Genomic DNA, 22,499 nt, shown 5'->3' on the forward strand with positions numbered 1-22,499 from the left:
TGCCTTCCGAAAGCACCTTGCGGGTTTCCAGCGGGTCAATCACGGCATCGACCCAGAGGCGGGCCGCCGCGTAGTAGGGCGAGAGCTGCTCCTCGTAGCGGGCCTTGATGCGGTCGAGCAACTCCTTTTCGGCTTCGGGGGTAATGACTTCGCCCTTGGCTTTGAGGCTGGCCACTTGGATTTGCAGGAGGGTATTGGCCGCCGCGGCGCCGCTCATTACCGCTAGTTGGGCGGTGGGCCAGGCCACGATGAGGCGCGGGTCGTAGGCCTTGCCGCACATGGCGTAGTTGCCGGCCCCGTAGCTGTTGCCTACGATGACCGTGAATTTGGGCACCACCGAGTTGCTCATGGCATTCACCATCTTGGCGCCGTCTTTGATGATGCCGCCCTGCTCAGATTGGCTGCCCACCATGAAGCCCGACACGTCGTGCAGAAACACCAGCGGAATGCGCTTCTGGTTGCAGTTCATGATGAAGCGCGCCGCCTTGTCGGCCGAATCGGAGTAGATGACGCCGCCCATCTGCATGCCGGTTTTCTTGCTCTTCACGATTTTGCGCTGGTTGGCCACAATGCCCACTGCCCAGCCATCAATACGCGCCAGCCCGCAGATGAGCGTCTGGCCATACAGGTCCTTGTAGGGCTCAAATTCGGAGTTATCCACCAGCCGGTTGATGATGTCCATCATGTCATAGGGCTTCACGCGGTCCGACGGCAGCAGGCCGTAGATTTCCTGCTCATCCTGCGCGGGTTTGGCCGGAGCCACGCGGCTGAAGCCGGCCGTGGCCTGCCCGCCCATCTTGTCGAAGATGTTGCGGATGTGCGTGAGGCACTCCTCGTCGGTATCGAACTTGTAATCAGTAACGCCCGAGATTTCGGAATGCATGCTCGCGCCGCCCAGCGCCTCGTTGTCAATGGTTTCGCCAATAGCCGACTTCACCAGATAAGAGCCGGCCAGGAACACTGAGCCCGTGCCGTTCACAATCATGGCCTCATCGGACATGATGGGCAAATACGCCCCACCGGCCACGCAAGGCCCCATGATGGCCGAAATCTGCACGATGCCCATGCTGCTCATCACCGCGTTGTTGCGGAAGATGCGGCCGAAGTGCTCCTTATCCGGAAAAATCTCATCCTGCATCGGCAGGTACACGCCCGCCGAGTCCACGAGATAGATGATGGGCAGCTTGTTTTCGATGCTGATTTCCTGGGCCCGCAGGTTCTTTTTGGCGGTGATGGGAAACCACGCGCCGGCCTTCACGGTGGCGTCGTTGGCCACCACCACGCACTGCCGCCCGGCCACGTAGCCCATGACGACGACCACGCCGCCGCCGGGGCAACCTCCCTCCTCCTTATACATGCCCTCACCTGCGAAAGCGCCGATTTCCACCTGCGCCGCGCCCTTATCCAGCAAGTAGTCAATCCGCTCGCGGGCGGTGAGCTTGCCCTTGGCCTTGTGGGCTTCGATGCGCTTCGGGCCGCCGCCGAGGGCTACGCGTTGGAGCTTTTGGGCGAGATTGACGCTGAGCTGCTTGAGTTGGTCTTCGTTGCGGTTGAACTCGACGTTCATAAGAGGAATGGTGGTGGGCTTTTGGGAGGATTGGCACAAAAAAATCCGCCCGGAGGCGGATTTCAAAGGTACGGGGAGTTTACAGCACGAACTGTGGCGCGAAGTAACGCGCACTGTGTAGTTCGCGTCCCTAGCGGAAACCCGAACGACTCTAACGGCGCGGGGACGTGAACTACACAGTGCGCGCTACTTCACCGTCGTTTTGATTTCGGTATCGGTTTTAGCGCCGTTGGGCTTGGTCGTAGTGGTTTCCACTTCGGTTTTTTTCTTGCTGCCCCCGCCCCCAAACACCGAGAAGTGCACGTAGCGCTTGGGGTTGGCTTTGAAATCGACCAGCAACTCGTTGGAGCTGGCCGTGGTGGCAGCCAAGTTGTTGTAGAGCGTAGAGTCGCTGAGCAGCTTGCCCATCGACCCGTTTTTGTCGTTGATGGCGCGGTTGAGGCCGGCCACGGTGGTTTGGGCTTCGGCCATGGTGGCGTTGAGGCGGCGCAAGGCCGGGCCCACGGGCGCTTCTTTCAACGAGTCGGTCAGCTCCGAGAAGTTCACAGCAATGCGGTCGAGCTTGGCCGTGGTCTTGTTCAGCGCCGAGCTCATCTGGGCCAGGTTGCGGGTAATCTGATTGATATTGCGCTGGTTGTCGACGATGAGCTTTTGCAGGGCTTCGCTGCTGCCGCGGGCGCTGCGCAGCGTGCCTTGGATGTTGGTTTCGGCGTCTTTGTTGATGATGCCGTTCACGTGGCGCAGCGTGGAGTCGAGGCTGGTGAGCACGGGCAGGGCGCGGGCTTGAAGGGCAGTGGCCAGGCCGGCAATACCCGACGCCGACACGGTTTTTAGCTCCTCGCCGCCGCTAAACTGCTTGCTGTTGCGACCTAAGCTAAGGGTGATGGTTTTGGAACCCAGCAGCGAGCCGCCCAGGCTGGCCACCGTGGAGTCGCCCAAGGCAATTTCTTTGCTCATCTCCAGCGCCACGCGCACGGCATTGGCTTTTTCGGGCTGCAGTTCGAGGTTTTTTACCTGCCCCACTTTGATGCCGTTCAGGATGACGGGCGCGCCCACATTCAGCCCATCCACGTCGGGGTAGGTGGCGTAGTAGGTGTTGTCGGAAGACAGGATGTTGCTGCCGCGCAGAAAATTATAGCCGATGACGAGCGCGGCGATGGCTACCAGGGCCAGAAGCCCAACTTTTATTTCTTTAGACACGAGGAGCGGATGAGTGAGTGGGAGAATGGGGTAGCAGGGGCACAACCAAAGGACGGTACGGGAGAACGCGGGCAACAGATTGCATTGCCCGGTGGCAGTCGCTCAACTCAGGCGCCCGTCAGCCACCCTCCAGTTCGCGCTTGTATTCGCGAAAGGCGCGGTAGATACCTGCAGCCATATACGACTGGTTGGCTTTGTTGTTGAGGTAACGCTCTTCGGCAGGGTTGGTGAGGAAGCCCGACTCGATGAGCACCGAAGGCATGGTGGATTTCCAGAGCACAATAAAGCCGGCCTGCTTTACGCCGCGGCTGGGCCGCTTCACGCTGGTGCGCAGCTGCCGGTCTATCTGCTGGGCAAAGCGCAGGCTGTTGGTGATGTACGCCGACTGAAACAGCGAAAACATAATGTGGCTCTGGGGCGAGTTGGGGTCGAAGCCGTTGTAGCGCTTCTGGTAGTCCTTTTCCTGCAGAATAACCGAGTTTTCGCGCTGGGCCACGCCCAGGTTGGCGGTGGTTTTGTGCAGGCCCATGGTCCAGACTTCGGTGCCGTGGCTTTGGCTGGGGCCGGCGTTGCAATGGATGGAAATGAAAAGGTCGGCCTTGTTGCGGTTGGCAATGGCGGCCCGCTCGCCCAGTTCCACAAACACGTTGGTTTTGCGGGTGTAAATCACCTTTACGTCGGGCATGTTTTCCTGAATCTGGCGGCCCAGGGCCAGCACCAGGCTCAGGGCCACGTCGGCTTCGCGGGCGCTGGCTCCGGCGCAGCCCCGGTCTTTGCCGCCGTGGCCGGCGTCGAGCACCACGGTGCGCAAGCGGTAGCGGTAAGGAGAATTCGCAGCCGATGAATTCGCAGCCGAAGAAGCTGAATCGGGCGCGAACTGAGTGGAATCGGGCGTGGTTTGTGCCTCGGCTTTCCACTCCCCGCTTCCGGCGCCCAACAGGAGCAAGGCCGCACTGGCCAGGATGACAATAATCCGCACGTCGTTCGTTGAAGGGGCGGTAGCGACCTGCTACCTTTGTAGAAGCCCCAAAAGTAAACGATTTAACCCCTATAATACTTTGCCTGCTTGGTTTGGCTTTCTCTCTGCCGCTGATTTTGGGGCGTCGACGCCGCACCTCGCGGGTCGTTTTTGGGTCCGTGTGGGCCAGGCAGGGCTTCTTGTGTCGCTGCTGCTGGCTCTTGCCGGCTCGGCTTGGAGCCAGACGGTGACGCCGGCCAAGCCCAAAAAGAAGGCAAAAACCACCAAAGCCCGCCAGGCCAACCCCACGGCCACGGCACCGCCCGGCCGCCTCGGCCCCGCGGCCCGGCCCGATACCGGCAGTACCCGCCCGGCTCCGCGCCCCGTGCGCACCGCCAAGCCCGGCCAGCGCCCCGGCAGCGCCCCTACCCCGCCGGTCCGCTACATCTCGCCCGACCCGCGCGACCCCGTGGGGCCGCCCCCGCCCGGCGTGCAGAACTCCGGCCAGCCCCGCATTCCCGGCGCCTCGCAAAAGCCCGTGCCCGACACCCTGGCGCCCGGTGGCGCGCGGCTGCCCGGCACCATACCCACCGACAGCACCAGCCTGGTGAACGGCGTGACCCGCAGCGGCGACTCGTTGCAGCTCGCCGCCCGGCGCCGCGGCCAGATAGAAACCACCATCAACTACACGGCCAAGGACTCAATTCAGTTTGACGTGACCCAGAAAGTGGCGCGGCTCTACGACAAGGCCAGCGTGACCTACGGCGACACGGACCTGAAAGCGGCCGTCATCACGGTGGATTATGGCAAAAACACCATGACCGCCAACGGCCGCCAAGACTCGGTAAGAAACCGGTTGGACCAGCGCCCCGTGCTCAAAGACAAGGGCGGCCTGTACACGGCCGGCAGCATTGCCTACAACTTCAAGAGTAAAAAGGCCAAAGTGACCGAGGCCGTGACCACCCAGGGCGAGGGCTACGTGGGGGCTCAGGTCATCAAGCGCCTGCCCAACGGCGACATCAACGGCCTCATGGGCCGCTACACCACCTGCAACCTGGAGCACCCGCACTTCTTCATTCAAGCCAAGAAAATGAAGGTCATTCCGGGCGATAAGGTGGTCACGGGCCCCTTCAATTTGGTGATTGGCGACGTGCCTACGCCGCTGGGCTTTCTGTTTGGTTTCTTCCCCACGCCCACCAAAAGCCGGGGGTCGGGCGTCATCATCCCCACGTTTGGGCAGGCCGCCGACCGTGGCTACTTCCTCACCAACGGCGGCTACTACTTCGCCCCGAACGACTACATCGGCGTGCGCCTCACGGGCGACATCTACGCCGGCAACGCCCAAACGCTGGGCGGCTTCGGCGCCACGGCCGACGTGTCGTACCTGAAACGCTACACCTTCCAGGGCAATTTCAACTTCCGCTTTACGAACCGGCCCACTGCCCCCACCGTAGCCAGCGACGCCCTCAGCACCAGTCCGCTCTACATCCGCCCACCTGACGCCAACTCCTTCTGGGTGACGTGGAATCACACGCCCACGCCCAAGCCCGGCGGCGGGCGCTTCTCGGCCAGCGTGAACGCCGGCACCAGCAGCTTCAACAAAATCAACAGCCTCGACGCCCGGCGCTACCTCACGGCGCAGTTCAACTCCAGCGTCAGCTACTCCAAGCAAATTCGGAATTCGCCCATTCAGTACGACATCCGGCTGCAGCAAAGCCAGGGCGCCGACGGCTCCATGGCCTTCACCCTGCCCGACCTGAGCCTGGGCGTGGCCCGGCAGTATCCCTACCAGTGGTTTGGCGTCAAGCCAGGGCAGGGCGGCAAGTTCGGCACCAACTTTTACGAGCAAATCACGCTGAGCTACAACGTGCGGGCCAGCAACGAGGTGAAGAACACCGTGGCCGCCCGTACCCTCGACAACGGCTTGCCGCTGCTGGGCGGCTCGGCCGCCACCACCATCCCCTTCAATTTTAACAACATTGGCCGCTTGTTACGTAACGGCCGCAACGGCGCGCAGCACACCTTCGGCATTGGCCTGGGCTCTTACACGCTGGCGCAGCATTTCAAATTCAACCCTTCGGTGTCGTACGACGAGGTATGGTATGGCCAGCGCCTGAATTACGAGTTCAGTCCAGTGGCACAGGCCGTGCGCATCGACACTACTTATGGTTTTTACCGGGCGTTTAGCCACCGCTACGGCGCCAGCCTCAACACCGCTTTCTACGGCACCATTGTGCGCAAAGGCAACCGAAAAATTCAGGCAATTCGCCACAAGGCCACGCCGAGCATCAACTACAGTTACTCGCCAGACTTTACCAAGGCCGGCACTGGCCGTAACGACGTGTTTCAGCAAGTAAACCTGCGCGGCCTGACTGATGTTTTCGGCCGGCCAATTGAGAGCCAGGATGCCTTGAACCGATACATTTTCAACAGCTACAACAACTTCCTCTTCGGCACGCCCGGCGGGCCGGAGCAGAATCAAATTTCCTTCACCCTGCAAAACGCGGTGGAAATGAAGGTGCGCGACCCCAACGACTCCACCGGCCTCAACCCGTTCAAGAAGGTAAGCCTGATTGACGGCCTCAACTTTGGCATTGGCTACGACTTCGCGGCGCCTTCCTTCAAGCTGACTCCGCTAACGGTTCAGTTCAACACCCAGGTAGCCCAAAAACTGAGCTTGAACGCCAACGCGCAGTTCGACCCCTACCAGCGCGACAGCCAAGGCCAACGCATCAACGAGTACCTCTTCAAAGCCAGCCCCGGACGGTTGGCCCGCCTGAGCACCGCCAGCCTGCAAGCCAACTACGCGTTCAACCCCACCACCGGCAAGCGCCGCAGCGTGGTGCCCCGCCCCGTGGCCCCCACCAACGACCCCACGCTAGGCACCGTAGGTCTCCCGAATTACTACGCCGACTATGTGGATTTTGACATTCCCTGGCAGTTGGCCCTCACGTATTCGGCCGGCTACACCACCAACCCTATTCCGCGGCGAAACACCGACCGGCGCCCGCCCATCTTGGCCGTCAACAGCATCGGGGGCACGGGCTCGGTAAAACTCACCGAGAACATGCAGCTCAGCTACAACCTGGGCTACGACTTCGTGCAGAAAACGGTGACCTACCCCAACATCACTTTCTCGCGCGACCTCCACTGCTGGCAAATCAACGGCACCTGGATTCCCTTCGGCATCACCAAGGGCTACACCTTCACCATCGCGGCCAAGAGCAGCCTGCTGCAGGATTTGAAGCTCAACCGCAACCGCTATACCCAATTGCAGTAGGCCGTAGCCGACGTTCAATGGGTGCCGGGCATCACTGGCGGGGCGCAGGACTGGGTTGAACGTTAATGACGGTAAATGGGACAGTTGAAGTAGTTTCTTTATAAACCTCTTCGCTGCCTACCCTACTCTCATGAACACTTCTTTTCTGCGCGTTTTACTTGCTGCTGACTCTGTTCAGCAGACCGCTTTTTTTGAGCACCATCTGCGCGAAGCTGGCCACGAGGTCGTAACCGTGGAGGCCCGCGGCGACGCCACCCTCAAGGCCGCTCGCCTCATTTTCCCCGATTTGGTGGTGCTGAGCTGCCCTTTGCGCGGCAGCCTCGACTTGGGAGCCCTTTCCGCCGCGCTCCAAGCCGGGCCGGCCGCTCCCACGCCCGTGCTCTTCATCACGGACGCTTCGCAACTGCCGGCATTGCTCGCCATGCAAGCGCCTACCTGCACGTGCCGCACCCCCACAACGGCGCTCTCCGGGAACGTCGCTTAGGCTTGGGCAAGCGGCGTTAAGGGTTCCTTCAGCTGCAATTCGGTCATGCTGCTAAATGGCTTGCTGTTGCGTTAGGCAAGCGCAGGAGGCTTTTTTGGGCCAGTGCGGCGCGGGATAAAGAAATTGTTGCCAGCTTTGCCCCGCCAAGCGGCGCTTAACCCCGCAATTCCGCCCTCCTCGCCCCATGTCCCAGCACAAGGAAATTAAACTCGTCACCACCCACCAAATGCTGGCCATGAAGCAGCGGGGGGAAAAAATCTCCATGCTCACGGCCTACGACTACTCGATGGCCCAAATCCTCGACGGCGCGGGCATCGATGTGCTGCTGGTGGGCGATTCGGCCTCTAACGTCATGGCCGGCCACGAAACCACCCTTCCCATCACGCTCGACCAAATCATTTACCACGCCCAAGGGGTAGTTCGCGCCGTGAAGCGGGCCTTTGTGGTGGTCGACATGCCCTTTGGCTCTTATCAGGGCAATTCGTCGGTGGCGCTGCAGTCGGCCATCCGCATCATGAAAGAAAGCGGCGGCCACGGCGTGAAGCTGGAAGGCGGCGCCGAAGTAAAGGACAGCATCATTCGCATTCTCACGGCCGGCATCCCGGTGATGGGCCACCTGGGCCTCACGCCCCAAAGCATCTACAAATTCGGCACTTACACCGTGCGCGCCAAGGAAGAAGCCGAAGCCCAAAAGCTGCTCGAAGACGCCCGGCTGCTCCAAGAAATTGGCTGCTTTGGCCTCGTGCTGGAGAAAATTCCCGCGGCCCTGGCCAAGCAAGTGGCCGAGGAGCTCAGCATTCCCGTCATCGGCATCGGTGCCGGCCGCGACGTGGACGGGCAAGTACTGGTGGTGCACGACATGCTGGGCCTCACCAAAGAATTCAAGCCGCGCTTTCTGCGCCGCTACGCCGAGCTGCACGACATCATGACCGAGGCCGTACAACACTACGTGGCCGACGTGAAGAGCCGCGAATTCCCCAGCAAAGAGGAAGGCTACTAAGTGCCAGCCGTGCCAAACCGCTCGTTGCACAAGCCCAGCGCAGTTCTCTTTCTCTGCACGGCCGCCAACTTGCTGCTTTTTCTGCTGCGCTACTACGCTTCCATTCCCCCACCGAAGTGGCTGTTTTTGGCAACCGGCATGCAACTGCCGGCGGTGTTCATCGGGGCCACGCTGTTTCTGGTTTACAAGCTCCTGCGCCAGCAAAAGCGCCCCTCTTTTCTGCTGTACACTGTTGTGCCGATGGCTTTGGCCAATTACTGGCTGTTTTCGGTCATTGTGGACCATGCAGTACGCGCCAGATAGCCTGCGGCAATCACCGGCCCCACACTCTCGCTCAGCTTCGTATCTTCGCCGTCAGAAGAGCAAGAGCGGAGCGCCCGGTGTGTGTGGTCTGATGTCGTGCGGAAGCCCCCTGGTGGGCCCTGGCCCCCTCCTGCTGCCATTTCCTATCCCGCCCGCACCCGCCGCGTGAATCGTCCCAATATCTGGTCCGAAGGCAGAGAAATTCTGTTTGAAGACAATCATCTCCTCGTCATCAACAAGCCCGCCGGCCTGCTCGTGCAGGGCGACGCCACCGGCGACGAGCCCCTCTCCAAGAAAGCAGCAGAATACCTGCGCTTCAAATACAAGAAGCCCGGCGAAGCCTTTGTGGGCGTGTGCCACCGCATCGACCGGCCCGTGAGCGGCATCGTGGTGCTGGCCAAGACCAGCAAAGCCCTGAGCCGCCTCAACGAGATGTTTCGCGACAACTTGATGAGCAAAACGTACTGGGCCCTCACCGGCCGCCCGCCCGTGCCCGAAAGCGGTACCCTCGTGCATTGGCTGGTGAAAGACACCATCCGGAACGTGACCAAGGCCTATTCCGAAAAGCATTCGCAAGGCCTGCGCTCCGAGCTGCACTACGAATTGCTGGGCCAAGCCGGCAACCGCTACTTGCTCCAGGTAAACCCCGTAACCGGCCGGCCCCACCAAATTCGGACGCAGTTGGCCACCGGCCTGGGCACTCCCATCGTGGGCGACGTCAAGTACGGCTTCATCGCACCCCTGCCCGACGTAAGTATTGCCCTGCACGCCCGCCAGTTGAAGCTGCAGCATCCCGTCACCAAAGAGGCCATGACCTTTGTGGCACCCTTGCCCGATGCCCCGCACTGGGACGCCGCCCGCGAGCTCTACAATCAGCCCCACCAGTAACTCGCGTCACTCCCGCCTCCCTGCTGGAAGTAGGGCCACCCGATACTCACTGGAGAAACGGCTGCCGGGCAAGGCCAGGTGCAACATTTTGGCCTTATTGGCCCTAAAGATTCGCCAGCCTGCCCGCTGGCCGTAATTTTGCGTTACCACTTCTGAACCTTACCCCAGGCTTTTTGCTTGTGCGGGCAGTTCACGTTTGCAGTTCGCTATGGCTATTCTGATTTTTTTCGTTGCCCATTACTACTTGTCTCTGTTCACGCAGACATTTTACCTGCACCGCTATGCGGCGCACAAAATGTTCACGATGAACAAGTTCTGGGAGAAGTTCTTCTTCCTGTTTACCTACATCTGCCAGGGCAGCAGCTTCCTCTCGCCGCGGGCCTACGCGCTGCTGCACCGCATGCACCACGCCTACTCCGACACCGAGCTGGACCCACACTCGCCGCACTTCTCGAACAACGCGTTCGACATGATGTGGAAGACCAAAGTCATCTACAACGACGTGGTGAACAACGAGCACGAAGGCGCCAAGCGTTTTGAAGGCGACATTCCGGAGTGGAACTGGCTTGACAAGTTCGGCGGTACCGTGTACTCCCGCGTCGGCTGGGGCACGGCCTACGTGCTGTTCTACATTAACTTCGCCACCGCGTGGTGGCAGTACCTGTTGCTACCCATCCACTTCCTGATGGGCCCCATCCACGGCGCCATCGTGAACTGGGGTGGCCACAAATACGGCTACCAGAACTTTGACAACCGCGACAAATCCCGCAACACGCTGGCCCTCGATTTCTTGGCTTTTGGCGAACTGTTCCAGAACAACCACCACAAGCTGCCCATGCGCGTCAACTTCGGCGTGAAATGGTGGGAGTTTGACCCCACCTACGTGGCCATTTGGGGCCTGGACAAAGTGGGCATCATCAAGGTGAAGCGCAAAAACATGAACCTGAACGCCATTTCCAAGCTGGCCAAGCCCAAGCGCGAAGCCATGGCGGCATAGCAGGAAGCCGCTATTAAAAGAGAAAGTTGGGGGAGAGAGAAGTTTTGTCGTTCATTTACGGCATTATCTTTTCTCTCCCTTTTTTCTTTTTCTTTTTTATGAAAAATTTGGTACGCATGCTTGCCGTTGTCCTCTTCGGCGCCCTTTCCTTTGCATTTCGCCCAGTTCCCCCGGCCGAGGAAACGGCCACTATCTACATCTACCGCGGCGGCCAGTTTATGGGCGCGCTGGCTAATTATGCGGTTTATGTGAATGACCAGAAAATTTGCAAGCTGAGCAACGAGCGGTACATTGAGTACCAGGCAAAACCCGGCAAGCTCAACATCATGGCCAAGAATGGCGGCGTGGAAGTATTCAAAAAAGAAACCGGCTTGGAACTGACCGTTGAAGCCGGACGCAAATACTACGTTCGCGGCGACATCAAAACCAGTTTCACCCGGGCACGCATGGAGCTTTCGGAGGTAACCGAAAACACCGCCAAGCGCGACATGGAAAAACTCACGGCCGACAACTGCCAGCAGGCCGCCAGCAAGTAGAAGGCCCGTGCGGGCAGCTTTTATTTTCGGGCTTGCGCTAGCTAATGCCCTGAACAAACGCTACCTTTGCACTCCCAATTTCGGGAAATATTCATCAGACGCACGAGCTGCGTCGCACAAAACCCCACCGGTTTATGGCAGTTAAAATCCGCCTCGCCCGCCGTGGCCGCAAAAAGGCCGCGACTTACGACATCGTAGTAGCCGACTCCCGCTCGCCCCGCGACGGTCGTTTCATCGAGAAACTTGGCACCTACAACCCCAACACCAACCCCGCCACCATCAACTACGACGCCGACCGCGCGTTTTACTGGATGATGACCGGTGCTCAGCCCACCGACACCGTTCGGGCCATGCTCAGCTACCGCGGCGTGCTCTACCGTCGTCACCTGCAGTTGGGTGTTGACAAGGGCGCCATCACTCAGGAGGTTGCCGACGAGCGTTTCAATGCTTGGAAGAGCGAGAAAGACGCCAAAATCGAAGGCAAGCGCACTGGCTTGGTTGACGCGAAAGAAGAAGCCCGCAAGGCTGCCTTCGCTGCTGAAACCAAAGTGAAAGAAGCTCGCTCGGAGGCTCAGCGTCAGAAAGCCGCTGCTTTGCTGGCTGCTAACGCGCCCGCTCCGGCAGCCGACGAGGCCACCGAAGCCCCGGCCGAAGCCGAAGCCACCACGGAGGCTGCAGAGTAGTTTTTAGGTTTTTAAACCGAAAGGGTTTGGGGGTTGTGGGCCGGACTGGCTGGCAACCCCCAAACTTTTTTTCGTTACGCCCATCCCATGCTTCTCGACGAAACCTATCAGCTCGGCTACATCATTAAGACCCACGGCCTGCGCGGCCACGTAGTGGCCCATTTCGACGTGGACGACGCCACGGCCTACCAAAAGCTCAAAACGGTTTACCTGACCTTGGCCAGCGCCCCCACCAAGCTGGTGGAACACCAGGTGGAAAAGGTGCAGCCGCAGGCGAATTCGCGCGTGCTGCTCAAGCTGCGCGGCGTCGACCGCATTGAAGACGCCGAACCATTGCGGGGCTCCCAGTTGCACTTGCCGCTCACCCAGCTGCCAGAGTTGGCAGAAGACCAATTCTACTTTCACGACGTCATCGGGTTCACCGTAGTTGATGAAACCTTGGGTGAGTTAGGCACCGTGGAAAATTTCTACGAATTGCCGCAGCAAGACATGCTCGCCATGCGCTACCAGGGCCAGGAAGTCCTCATTCCGGTGGTCGATGAGCTGGTGAGCCACGCCGACCACGAGAAAAAACAAGTGCACGTAAACCTGCCCGAGGGCCTGCTCGACGTGTACCTGAAGCCCTCCTCCCGGGATAAAGACGAGCCCGATGAATTTGACGAGGCGTAAAGTAGCGCGGACTTGTAGTCCGCGAGTGAACCGCACTCGAACGAATTAAATCACTCGCGGACTACAAGTCCGCGCTACTTCCAACCATGCGCATCGACATTCTTACCTGCCTGCCCGAATTGTTGGTCAGTCCCTTCGCGCATTCTATCGTGAAGCGGGCGCAAGACAAAGGCCTTGTCGAAATTCACCTGCACCACTTGCGCGATAAGGCCATTAATAAGCACGGGCAAATCGACGACGCCGTGTTTGGCGGTGGCGCCGGCATGGTACTGCGCGTGGAGCCCATTGCGGCCTGGATAGACGAGCTGCAAGCCCAACGGCCCTACGACGCCATCATCTACCTCACACCTGACGGAGAAACCCTGCGTCAGCCCTTGGCCAATCGGTTGTCGTTGTTCCAGAACATCATCATGCTCTGCGGCCACTATAAAGGCATCGACGAGCGGATTCGCCAAACCTACATTACCCACGAAATAAGCGTAGGCGACTACGTGCTCAGCGGCGGCGAACTCGGGGCGGCCATTCTGGTGGATGCCGTGGTGCGGCTATTGCCCGGCGTGTTGGGGAATGAAGAATCGGCTTTGTCCGATTCCTTTCAGGACGATTTGCTGGCGCCGCCGGTGTACACGCGGCCCGCTGAGTGGCGCGGGCAAGTGGTTCCGGAGATTCTGCTTTCGGGCAACACGCCCAAAATCGAGGAGTGGCGGCACGAGCAAGCCCTGGCCCGCACCCAAGCCCGCCGGCCCGATTTACTGAGCTAGTGGAAGTCCTTACTGCTTTGCGTAATAAACACTTGCTATCCTCAATCGAAAGTCCTATCTTTGCGCTCCGTTTCGATAAAATACTAATTCCCGACGGCGGCGCCGTCTTTCGCAATTTTCTCAGCCATGAGCGTACTACTTGACTTTATCCAGGCCGAATCGCAGGAGCGCCGCGCCAGCTTCCCCCAGTTCGCCGCCGGCGACACGATTAACGTGCACGTGAAAATCCGCGAGGGCAACAAGGAGCGCATTCAGCAATTCCAAGGCGTGGTGCTGCAGCGCCGCAACCCCAGCTCGAACGGCGAAACCTTCACCGTTCGCAAGATTTCTAACCAAATCGGTACCGAGCGTATCTTCCCCCTGCTGTCGCCCAACATCGAGAAAATCGAGGTGGTGCGTCGCGGCAAAGTGCGTCGTGCCCGTCTGTTCTACCTGCGCGGCCTCTCGGGCAAGCAAGCTCGTATCAAAGAGCGTCGCTTGAACGTAGCCACCAAGGCTACCGCCTAAGCATACCCGCAACCCTCGGTTGCACCCAACAAAAAAGCCGGCCCCATGCGTGGGGCCGGCTTTTTTAGGCTCTGACTAAATTATTGTCGGGCCTACGTTGGCTTAGCTGTGCGACGAGTAATCTTGCGGCAGGTTGCCATCCACTTCAATCGGGCCGCCGCTTTGCAACTGCTGAGCAACGGCCGTGAGCACTTCGCCCAGTTTGGTCACCCGGGTGGCGGTGTTCACGTTCTCGGGGAAGTTGGCGGCCAGGGTGGTTTGCGCACCCAAGCGGGCTAGCAGCGGGGCAATCACGTTCACGTCGAGCGTGCCACTGCCGAAGTGCGCCTTTAGGGCTTGCAGGTCGACCACCAGTTGGTGAAAAGCGGGATTGTTGGCGTCTTTCAGGTCTTCAATCCAGCGCTGCAGTTGATTGTCGAGGCCGGCGCGCTCGGTTTCCTGGGCGAGGTCGCCAGTCAGTAATTTGATGGCGCTATCTAGGTGTACTTGGTGTTGGGATTCTGACTTTTCCATGGGTGGGCGTTGTAAGGTGTAAGCGACAGTTTAGATTACTGTCACATTAGCGAACGTAGTTCCCGCCCACGGGGTTGGGCCGGCATGCAAACAAAAGGCCCCGCCGGTTCCGGCGGGGCCTTTTGTTTCGCAGCGCGAGTAAGGCTCGCAACTACTCGATTTTATTCATCCGGTCTTTTACAGCTTCCAGGGCCACGCGCATGTTCACAATGTCGCCGCGAGCGGCTTCCTGCTCTTTCAGGTTCGAGTCGATGAGGTTATTGAACTGCTGCAGTTCGGCGGCGTTGGCGGCCAGCATCTGCTGGATTTCAATTTTGCGGGCTTTGTTCTTCTCAATGTCCTTCTTGATGGTGTTGGCCTTTTCAATCACCGACATGTGGTTATTCTGCGAGGCCACCAAGGCGCGCTCGGCTTCGGCAATCTGCGACACCAAGTCTTCGCGGTACATCATGCGGGCAAAATCCTTGAGGTACTTCTCGGCCGACTTCCACTGCACGGGCGTCTTCTCTTTGGCGAGGTAGGCATTGCCCAGGTCAATGCTCCACCATACGGTGGTACCGGTAGGAGCGGCTTCAACTTTGCTGATGATGCGAATGGGCGTGGGGGAGATTTCTTCGATAATTACACCGTCCATGGTCAGCACCCCTTTATTGTTCTTGAGTTTGCTGCCAAACTTTTCGCTGAGCTGCTTCAGCCAGGCAGCTTCCACTCGCTTATTGTCCAATTGCATGCTCACGCGCTGACCGGTGCGCGGCACGTTGTTGATAGACATATCGTACTCGTCCACCAAGGATTTTTGAGCGTAGCTGCCCAACGTGGTTAAGCATAGCAGGAGCAGGATGAGTAGGCTTTTTTTCATGGAAATAACAACTAATGAAGCTTTAAAGATGGTCTGATGTAAGTCGTCTTAACAGGGTAACGCTTTTCGGCTTTCCAAATTTAGTGTCTTTCTTCGATGCAAAATCCTTATTCTCTCAGTTTTTTCGGAATAATGCTGTTTTTATTGAAATAGTGCCAGTAATGCATCTCAAAATTACACTAACTATTTTATTCCAATTGCATTCCTATTATTGTTGCCTCAACTTGGCGCAACAAAGCTTGGCGGGTAGGGGTTGTATGCCCCTATGCAAGTCACTGTTTGCCGCACCGAGCATTTCAACGCCGCCCACCGCCTACACAACCCCTCCTGGACTGCCGAGCACAACCAGCGTGTATTCGGCAAGTGCAATAACCCTAACTACCACGGGCACAACTACAACCTCACCGTACGCCTGACGGGTAACGTTGACCCGGAAACTGGCTACGTGTACGACCTCAAGCGGCTCAGTGACCTGATTAAGCGGGAAGTACTGGACCGTTACGACCACCGCAACTTAAATTTGGACACGGAAGAATTCCGTGCGCTTAACCCCACGGCTGAAAACATCGCCGTAGTCATTTGGCAACGCCTGCGTCCGCACCTGGAAGCCGAACTTGCCCTTTCGGTCACGTTGTATGAAACGGACCGCAACTTTGTAGAATACCATGGATAACCCTTCCGGGCCGACCCCGGCAACCGACTCGCATTTGCCTACGGGCCTGCGAACGCCCCTTCGCGACGACGCCTTTGCGCAAACCGACGAGGCAAAAATCACGGCCATTGCCGGTCATTTTGAGGCCATCATGCACGAGCTGGGCCTCGACCTTACCGACGACAGCTTGGCCGGTACTCCGCGACGCGTGGCCAAAATGTACGTGCAGGAGTGGTTCAAGGGACTCGACTCCCGGAATCGCCCCGAGGTGCGCATGTTCGACAACCGCTACAACTACCACCAGTTGCTGGTGGAGCGCGACATCACGCTGTTTTCCTGCTGCGAACATCATTTCGTGCCCATCATCGGCAAGGCGCACGTGGCTTACCTGCCCGGCGAGCACGTGGTGGGCTTGAGCAAGCTCAACCGCGTGGTGCAGTACTACGCGCGGCGCCCGCAGGTGCAGGAGCGGCTTACCCGGCAGATTGCCGAAGAGCTCAAGCAAAGCCTTGGCACCGACGACGTGGCCGTCCTCATCGAAGCCGACCACCTGTGCGTGATGAGCCGGGGCGTGAACGACACCAGCAGCTCGACGCTGACCAGCGAATACGGCGGCCGGTTTGCCACCGACGAGGCCTTGCGGCGCGAGTTTCTGCGCCAAATCGGCAAGTAAAATCGAAAGTGTTGCCGCCTGTTTGTAGGTTCAAGCCCTGAAACAGTTTTCTCACTCACTCTGCGCCCATGTGTGGAGGCCAGGAAGACCGTTTGACTATTTGTTTGACTCACAACCATGACCGAAAACTCCCCGCGCAAAGTCCTCATCACCGGTGGCACCGGGCTGATTGGCACCCGATTGGCTGAACTGTTGATTGACAGCGGCTTTGAAGTGGCGCTGCTGAGCCGGGAGCCGGCCAAAAGCAGCCATTACCGGAGCTTCCGGTGGGACCCGCGCGCCGGCACCATCGACGAGGCCGCCGTGCCCTACGCCGACTACATCGTGAACCTGGCCGGCGCCAGCGTGTCGGACGGGAAGTGGACGGACGAGCGCAAGCGCGACATCATGACCAGCCGGCTGGGCGGGCTGGCCCTGCTGAGCCGGGAACTGTCGAAACCCGGCCACCACGTGCAAGCCTTCATTTCGGCTTCGGCCATCGGCGTGTACGGCGACACGGCCAATACCCTGCTCACGGAGGAATCGCCGCCGGGCTTGCCGACGCACGACTTTCTGGCCGATGTGGCACACCAGTGGGAACTGGCGGCGGCCCCCATCGCAGCGCTGGGCATCCGCACGGTTATTCCCCGCATCGGCATCGTGCTGAGCACGGAGGGCGGAGCATTACCCCAGATTGCCCGCCCGGTGAAGCTGGGCGCGGGCGCGGCGCTCGGTAGCGGCAAGCAGTATATGTCCTGGATTCACCTGGATGACATTTGCCGCTTGTTTATGGCCATGCTGGAAGACCCGGCCTGGCACGGCACATACAACGCGGTAGCGCCCAACCCGGTCACCAATCAGCAATTCACCGAAACGCTGGCCCACGTGCTGCACCGGCCGCTGGTGCTACCCAAAGTGCCGGCTTTTGGCCTAAAACTGGCCATGGGCGAGATGAGCGAAATCGTGCTGGGCTCGCAGAACGTGAGCGCGCAGAAAGTGCTGAAGCAAGGCTTCAAGTTCGAGTACCCGGAGTTGCAGGGGGCACTTGAGGCGCTGTACGGGGGATAAATACATGCTGGGCATGAATTGGACAGCATTTGCACGATGCCTTTGGAGCTCTGTGCTACTTGGCATTTTCACCTCAGATGTTTTTGCTCAACCCGTGAAAGTTCGTCCACTTACGGAACTCATCAATACGCAAGACCCCGGCTGGGCTCTGGTACAATACTGGATTAAGACGGCCAAGAACAAGGTTGAGGTACTGCCCAAAACACCCGCTAGAGCCGACAGCACCTTGTTGGCAGCTCAGGTTACAACTCGTTCCCCAATGGGCGCAGTGGTTTATGAGACAGGCGGAATTCTTATTGATGATGGCTGGCTTCGCATTCTCGGGTCCGGCTCGCCTGCGCTTGACCGTGACCTGATGAGCTGGAACAGAGAAAAACAAGAGGGCTTGCTTCTGATAGCCGATGATGTACTCGGCGGTTTCTTCGCCATTAATGGCGGCGCGTTCGGTCAAGGGTCGCTTGGCAAAGTTTACTACTTGGCCCCGGATAGCTTGGAATGGGAGGCGCTTGATTTCGGATATTCTGACTTCTTAAAATTCTGCCTCTCCGGTAGTCTGGACAAATTTTATAGCGACTTGCGATGGAAAGGCTGGCAGAAGGAAATAACAGCTATTACTGGGAATCAAGCCTTCTTCTGTTTTCCTCCCTTGTTCACTGAAGAAGGGAAAGACTTAAAAAAAGTCGTTCGAAAGCCAGTGCCAGTCGCGGAATTGTGGGGCTCACACAATGATTTCCGAAAGCAATTAGGCATTCACTAGCCCTACCTATAAACTATCCGGCACCCCTCCCACCCCGCTGTTCATGCGCTCTAGCAGGTTGTCGGCCGCTATGGTGTCCACAGCTTCGGAGCGGCGGCGGGGCTCGCTGGGCGAGACGCAGTTGTACTTCTTAGCAATTTTGACCGATGCCTTGGGGAATTGGCCGTAGGTGTAGCCCAGCTCTTTGTCGCGGTACACCTTCTCCATAAACTTGCCGAAGATGGGCAGGGCCGTGCGGCCGCCTTCGCCCTGCTGCGAGCCCACAAAATGGATGCTGCGGTCCTCGCCGCCCACCCACACGCCGGTCATCAGGTCTTTGGTCATGCCCATGTACCAGCCGTCGGAGTAGTTGGAAGTGGTGCCGGTTTTGCCGCCAATTTGGTTGTTTTTGCGCCAGAGGTCTTGGAAATCCCACAGGGCCTGGGAGGTGCCGCCGGGCTCTTCCATGCCACCGCGCAGCATGTAGGTCATCAGCCACGCGGTTTCGGCGGGGATGGCGCGCTTTTGCACGGGGTCGAACTGCTTGATGACGTTGCCGTTGCGGTCTTCGATGCGGGTCACCAGGCGGGGTTCGGAGCGGAAACCGGTGTTCATGAACGTGCTGTAGGCGTCGACCATTTCGTATACGCTCACGTCGCCGGCTGAGCCCAGGCCGATGCTGGGCACCGGCAGCAGCGGCGAGGTGATGCCCACTTTGTGCGCGTATTTGGCCACGTTCTCCCAGCCCACTTTCTCGGTCAGCTGGGCCGTTACGGAATTCACGGAGCGGGCCATGGCGTGCCGCAGCGTCATGTTGATGCCGGTGTATTCGCGGGTCACGTTGTCGGGCTTCCACTCCATGGGCTGGCCGTTCTCCACATAGTTGATGGTCACGCGCTCGTCGCGGATGCGGTCGCAGGGTGCGTAGCCATTGTCCAGGGCGGTGAGGTATACGAAGGGCTTGAACGTGGAGCCAGCCTGACGCTTGCCCTGCTTCACGTGGTCATACTGAAAAAACCGGTAGTCGAGCCCGCCCACCCAAGCCTTAATCTGGCCGGTGAAAGGGTCCATGGTCATCATGCCAGCCCGCAGGAAGTGCTTGTAGTACGCCAGCGAATCGAGCGGTGACATAACGAGCGTGGTGTCGCCGTCGTCTTTTTTCCAGGTAAACACCTTCATCGGCCGCTTGGCGTTCAAGGCCGAATCGAGGCGCGCGGGCTGGTTTTTGTAGCGGTTGGCGAGCGTTTTGTAGCTCTGGGTGCGCTTCATCTGGGTTGCGATGAAGTCCGGAATTTCGTTGCCCTCGTCGTCCACCCACGGGTTTTTGCCGCGGTTGCGCCAGAAATTATCGAACTGACGCTGCAGGGTTTTCATGCGCTCGTGCAGGGCTTCTTCGGCGTGGGCCTGCATCCGCGAGTCGATGGTGAGGTAGATTTTCAGGCCGTCGCGGTACATGTCGTGGCCCGTGCTGTCACACCAATTGCCCACAAACTGGCTGATGGCGCTCCGGAAGTACGTGTCCGGCCCGTCGATGTGGCGCTCCACGTGGTAGTCGAGCACAATCGGTTTCGCTTTGAGGGCCGCGATTTCGGCGGCGGGCAGCACGTTGGACTGGCCCATGCGGTCGAGCACCACGTTGCGGCGGCGCAGGGCCGCGGCGGGATGGAACTTCGGGTTAAACGCCGTGGGGTTGTTGAGCACGCCCACCAGCATGGCGGCTTCTTCCGGCTTGAGGCTGTCGGGCGAGGTGTTGAAGAAGGTTTTGGCGGCTACTTTAATGCCAAACGCGCTGGAGCCGTACTCCACTGTGTTCAGGTACATGCGCAGAATTTCTTCTTTGGTGTAGCGCTGCTCCAAGTCCACGGCGGTGAGCCATTCCTTGGTTTTCGACACGATGGTGCTCACCACCGGGATGTAGCCCAGCCCGCCGCGGCTCTGCTGGCGTCGAATTTTATACAGGTTTTTGGCGAGCTGCTGGGTGATGGTGGAGCCGCCCCGCTTTTCGCCGCGCAACGACGACACCGCCCCGCCCACCACGGCTGCCAGGTCAATGCCCGAGTGCTCGTAATAGCGCACGTCCTCGGTCGCGATGAGGGCTTTGATGAGCACCGGCGACATCTGGTTGAGCGCTACCGGCGAGCGGTTTTCGCGGAAGTACTTGCCAATCAGCACGCCATCGGACGTGTAGAGCTCCGAGGCCTGTTCTACTTTGGGGTTTTCCAGGTCCGACAAGCTCGGCGACTTGCCGAAGAGGAACATGAAATTGGTGCTCACCAGAAACGGGTACACCAGAAAAAGGGTGATGACCAAGCCGAACAGTACCCAGGCCCAGCTGATGACCCGGAGGGGCCAGCGGCGACGCGGAGCTTTCGGAGTGACGCCCGCGGCAGGGGCAGGATTTCGCGGTTTGAGGTTGGCCATGCGAGGCAACAGGTGGAAGACGGGCCCAAAGTCCCGCGGCAAGGAAGGACAAATATACCAGCCAGTGGCCCCAAAAGTCAGCGCTGCATGCCCGATGCTCCGGTTGAACGAGTTGCGCGGGCAGCGTTAGTGGCGGTGCCGGCCCGCCAGCACGGCTTGGTGGTGCACGTTGCGCCGGGCCTTGACGCGGGGGGCCTGCCAGCGCCACCCCAGCTCGGCCAGGGCCACTAAGATAATGCCCAGCCCCAGGAAGTAGCTCCAGTACAACATCCGGATTTGGGCGCGGGTAGGGGAATCCAGTTCCTCGAACAAAAACAGGCCCCACAGCTCATCGAGCAGGGTCAATGCCCACACCACGGCGGCAAACACCCGCCCGGCCCGGCCCAGCGCCAAGTGCCAGTGCAGCAAGTACAGCACCACGCCCGGCAAGGCCGAGAGCAGCACCAGCGGCGCCTCTTTTACCAAGGGAAGGCCCAGAAAAATGATGCTCAGCGTTTCTTTAAGCACCTGCGCACCGGCCAGGGCCCGGCCGAAGCGCGAGAGTTTGGGGAAAGCGGGCGACGGGTGCAGGTGGGTAGAAGTGGGCATAGCGGGAGCAAAGACGTGGAAGCCAAGTAACCACCGCCAATATAACGAGTTGCCGCTAGTAACGGCGCGCCATGACGCGGCTGGCCTGGCATCGACCAGTGAGAACGAGTATCAGCAACCCTTTTACGGAATCCAGCAACAAATTATCGGGTTTGCCGAAGGTGTAGTAAATGCCAATGCCAAGAGCTATCCACCACAAGCCCAGCAGGTAGCACCACGTTGCAAAGCCTGGCCGACGCTTCCATACCTGCACCGCGGCCATGCCCGCCACCATCGACACAAACAGCAGGAACCACGCCACGATGTAGGCCAGGAACTGGGTTTCGGGGCCGTACTTCACCCCAAACTGGGCCAGCGTGAACACTGGGTACCCAAACGCGCCCACCGTCAGGGCCAATTCCAGCAGCAGGGAAATCAAGAGAACAACCAGCAGCGCTGTACGGGCCATGGAGCAGAGGCAAACGTGAAACCATCAGGGCCTTTCCTCGGTGCCGAGGGCCCAATGGGGCGCCAAGCTAAACAATAAACTTCGATACATCATACTAATCAGGTGTTGCAGTATGACAGGCGGGAATTACTAAACTTAAAATGCAAATAAGGCCGCCCCGATGAACAGCACGGCGCCGAACATTGCCAGCCCGCCCACCGTGGCCGTTACAACGAAGCGAAACAGCACCCCCGCCCACTTTGGCCCGGTGTACGTAGCTGCCCAGCGCCATAAGATTCGCAGAGTCTCGATGCCCACTGCCCCAGCGGCGAGGTACGCTACCACCCGCCACACCAGGGAGGCCTGGGGCGTATTGGGCCAGATTTCGGCGAGGAAACACAAGTTCAGAGTGGCCACTGCAAGCAGGGCCAGCGTGAGCCAAAACCGGCGGGACACAACTGGCCACTGCGGCAGCAGCTGGCGCCACATGCTGGGGGTGCTGGGTGCGCTCATGACGACGGCTTAGCTTAATTATTGGACCACAACAGCATGAGCTGGGTAAAGGCCAACAGCAGCAGGCCCAACAGCACCGCCGTGGCCGGCAGCACGCCCCGCACGAAGCGGCGCCACCGGCCTTCGGGGGAGGGTGCGAGCTCCTGCCATGTGAGCAGCACACCGAGCAGGGCCACGTCGCCGATGCAGAAAAGAACGCCCAGCAGCGTGAGCACGAATTGAGGAATAGAAGTCATG

25 protein-coding genes are annotated in these 22,499 nt (G+C 59.3%); 15 read left to right on the top strand and 10 right to left on the bottom strand.

Features of this window, described 5'->3' with window-relative positions:
* The 3 genes from VF629_RS17800 to VF629_RS17810 all read right to left on the bottom strand — a co-directional run.
* Positions 1-1,567: acyl-CoA carboxylase subunit beta (locus VF629_RS17800; protein WP_331059846.1), on the bottom strand; the 1,567-nt coding region annotated here is incomplete at its 3' end.
* A gap of 186 nt (positions 1,568-1,753) precedes the next feature.
* A complete protein-coding gene (locus VF629_RS17805; RefSeq protein WP_331059847.1) occupies positions 1,754-2,767 on the bottom strand; it encodes an MlaD family protein in 1,014 nt (337 codons plus the stop codon).
* A 118-nt stretch (positions 2,768-2,885) separates the two neighbouring features.
* Positions 2,886-3,578, bottom strand: a complete 693-nt coding sequence (locus VF629_RS17810; RefSeq protein WP_331059923.1) for an N-acetylmuramoyl-L-alanine amidase — start codon at positions 3,576-3,578, stop codon at positions 2,886-2,888.
* 247 nt (positions 3,579-3,825) lie between these two features.
* Here VF629_RS17810 and VF629_RS17815 point away from each other — a divergent pair, with 247 nt between their 5' ends.
* The 11 genes from VF629_RS17815 (at position 3,826) to rplS (ending at position 13,833) form a co-directional block, all read left to right on the top strand.
* On the top strand, positions 3,826-7,005 hold the full coding sequence (locus VF629_RS17815; protein ID WP_331059848.1) for a putative LPS assembly protein LptD: 3,180 nt from the start codon (positions 3,826-3,828) through the stop codon (positions 7,003-7,005).
* A 130-nt stretch (positions 7,006-7,135) separates the two neighbouring features.
* On the top strand, positions 7,136-7,489 hold the full coding sequence (locus VF629_RS17820; protein ID WP_331059849.1) for a hypothetical protein: 354 nt from the start codon (positions 7,136-7,138) through the stop codon (positions 7,487-7,489).
* 184 nt (positions 7,490-7,673) lie between these two features.
* A complete protein-coding gene (panB, locus tag VF629_RS17825; RefSeq protein ID WP_331059850.1) occupies positions 7,674-8,489 on the top strand; it encodes a 3-methyl-2-oxobutanoate hydroxymethyltransferase in 816 nt (271 codons plus the stop codon).
* A 9-nt stretch (positions 8,490-8,498) separates the two neighbouring features.
* On the top strand, positions 8,499-8,792 hold the full coding sequence (locus VF629_RS17830; RefSeq protein WP_331059851.1) for a hypothetical protein: 294 nt from the start codon (positions 8,499-8,501) through the stop codon (positions 8,790-8,792).
* Positions 8,793-8,957: 165 nt separating this feature from the next.
* Positions 8,958-9,680 (top strand): RluA family pseudouridine synthase, encoded by a 723-nt coding sequence (locus VF629_RS17835; protein WP_331059852.1) that lies wholly within the window; start codon positions 8,958-8,960, stop codon positions 9,678-9,680.
* Between the two features lie 208 nt (positions 9,681-9,888).
* A complete protein-coding gene (locus tag VF629_RS17840; RefSeq protein WP_331059853.1) occupies positions 9,889-10,677 on the top strand; it encodes an acyl-CoA desaturase in 789 nt (262 codons plus the stop codon).
* A gap of 98 nt (positions 10,678-10,775) precedes the next feature.
* Positions 10,776-11,213: a DUF2846 domain-containing protein gene (locus tag VF629_RS17845; RefSeq protein WP_331059854.1), complete on the top strand. Its 438-nt coding sequence runs from the start codon at positions 10,776-10,778 to the stop codon at positions 11,211-11,213.
* A 134-nt stretch (positions 11,214-11,347) separates the two neighbouring features.
* A complete protein-coding gene (locus VF629_RS17850) occupies positions 11,348-11,896 on the top strand; it encodes a 30S ribosomal protein S16 (RefSeq protein WP_331059855.1) in 549 nt (182 codons plus the stop codon).
* An 87-nt stretch (positions 11,897-11,983) separates the two neighbouring features.
* The gene (gene rimM / locus VF629_RS17855; RefSeq protein WP_331059856.1) at positions 11,984-12,565 is read left to right on the top strand and encodes a ribosome maturation factor RimM; all 582 of its coding nucleotides are present in this window, start codon (positions 11,984-11,986) and stop codon (positions 12,563-12,565) included.
* Between the two features lie 86 nt (positions 12,566-12,651).
* On the top strand, positions 12,652-13,326 hold the full coding sequence (gene trmD / locus VF629_RS17860) for a tRNA (guanosine(37)-N1)-methyltransferase TrmD (protein WP_331059857.1): 675 nt from the start codon (positions 12,652-12,654) through the stop codon (positions 13,324-13,326).
* A gap of 126 nt (positions 13,327-13,452) precedes the next feature.
* Entirely contained in the window at positions 13,453-13,833 is a 381-nt protein-coding gene (gene rplS / locus VF629_RS17865; RefSeq protein WP_331059858.1) for a 50S ribosomal protein L19, read from the top strand.
* Positions 13,834-13,935: 102 nt separating this feature from the next.
* Here the strand turns inward: rplS and VF629_RS17870 are convergent, their stop codons facing one another.
* The gene (locus VF629_RS17870) at positions 13,936-14,346 is read right to left on the bottom strand and encodes a hypothetical protein (protein ID WP_331059859.1); all 411 of its coding nucleotides are present in this window, start codon (positions 14,344-14,346) and stop codon (positions 13,936-13,938) included.
* 151 nt (positions 14,347-14,497) lie between these two features.
* Complete coding sequence (locus VF629_RS17875; protein WP_331059860.1) at positions 14,498-15,205, bottom strand: hypothetical protein; 708 nt, start codon at positions 15,203-15,205, stop codon at positions 14,498-14,500.
* A gap of 265 nt (positions 15,206-15,470) precedes the next feature.
* Between VF629_RS17875 and VF629_RS17880 the strand changes: the two genes are divergently transcribed.
* From VF629_RS17880 to VF629_RS17895, 4 genes are all read left to right on the top strand, one after another.
* On the top strand, positions 15,471-15,878 hold the full coding sequence (locus VF629_RS17880; RefSeq protein WP_331059861.1) for a 6-pyruvoyl trahydropterin synthase family protein: 408 nt from the start codon (positions 15,471-15,473) through the stop codon (positions 15,876-15,878).
* Entirely contained in the window at positions 15,871-16,530 is a 660-nt protein-coding gene (gene folE, locus VF629_RS17885; RefSeq protein ID WP_331059862.1) for a GTP cyclohydrolase I FolE, read from the top strand. The genes VF629_RS17880 and folE overlap by 8 nt, the downstream gene beginning before the upstream one ends.
* Positions 16,531-16,647: 117 nt before the next feature.
* A complete protein-coding gene (locus VF629_RS17890) occupies positions 16,648-17,577 on the top strand; it encodes a TIGR01777 family oxidoreductase (RefSeq protein WP_331059863.1) in 930 nt (309 codons plus the stop codon).
* Positions 17,578-17,671: 94 nt separating this feature from the next.
* A complete protein-coding gene (locus tag VF629_RS17895) occupies positions 17,672-18,334 on the top strand; it encodes a DUF2625 domain-containing protein (RefSeq protein WP_331059864.1) in 663 nt (220 codons plus the stop codon).
* A gap of 6 nt (positions 18,335-18,340) precedes the next feature.
* Here VF629_RS17895 and VF629_RS17900 read toward each other — a convergent pair whose 3' ends face one another.
* The 5 genes from VF629_RS17900 to VF629_RS17920 form a co-directional block, all read right to left on the bottom strand.
* Entirely contained in the window at positions 18,341-20,734 is a 2,394-nt protein-coding gene (locus VF629_RS17900; protein WP_331059865.1) for a transglycosylase domain-containing protein, read from the bottom strand.
* A 126-nt stretch (positions 20,735-20,860) separates the two neighbouring features.
* Positions 20,861-21,322, bottom strand: a complete 462-nt coding sequence (locus VF629_RS17905; RefSeq protein ID WP_331059866.1) for a hypothetical protein — start codon at positions 21,320-21,322, stop codon at positions 20,861-20,863.
* 55 nt (positions 21,323-21,377) lie between these two features.
* Positions 21,378-21,770 (bottom strand): hypothetical protein, encoded by a 393-nt coding sequence (locus VF629_RS17910; protein ID WP_331059867.1) that lies wholly within the window; start codon positions 21,768-21,770, stop codon positions 21,378-21,380.
* A 135-nt stretch (positions 21,771-21,905) separates the two neighbouring features.
* Positions 21,906-22,262, bottom strand: coding sequence for a hypothetical protein (locus tag VF629_RS17915; RefSeq protein WP_331059868.1), 357 nt, complete (start codon positions 22,260-22,262; stop codon positions 21,906-21,908).
* 14 nt (positions 22,263-22,276) lie between these two features.
* The gene (locus VF629_RS17920; protein ID WP_331059869.1) at positions 22,277-22,498 is read right to left on the bottom strand and encodes a hypothetical protein; all 222 of its coding nucleotides are present in this window, start codon (positions 22,496-22,498) and stop codon (positions 22,277-22,279) included.
* Between the last annotated feature and the right edge of the window lies 1 nt (position 22,499).

Origin of the sequence: Hymenobacter sp., from assembly GCF_036388155.1 — a bacterium.
Taxonomy (GTDB): Bacteria; Bacteroidota; Bacteroidia; order Cytophagales; family Hymenobacteraceae; genus Hymenobacter.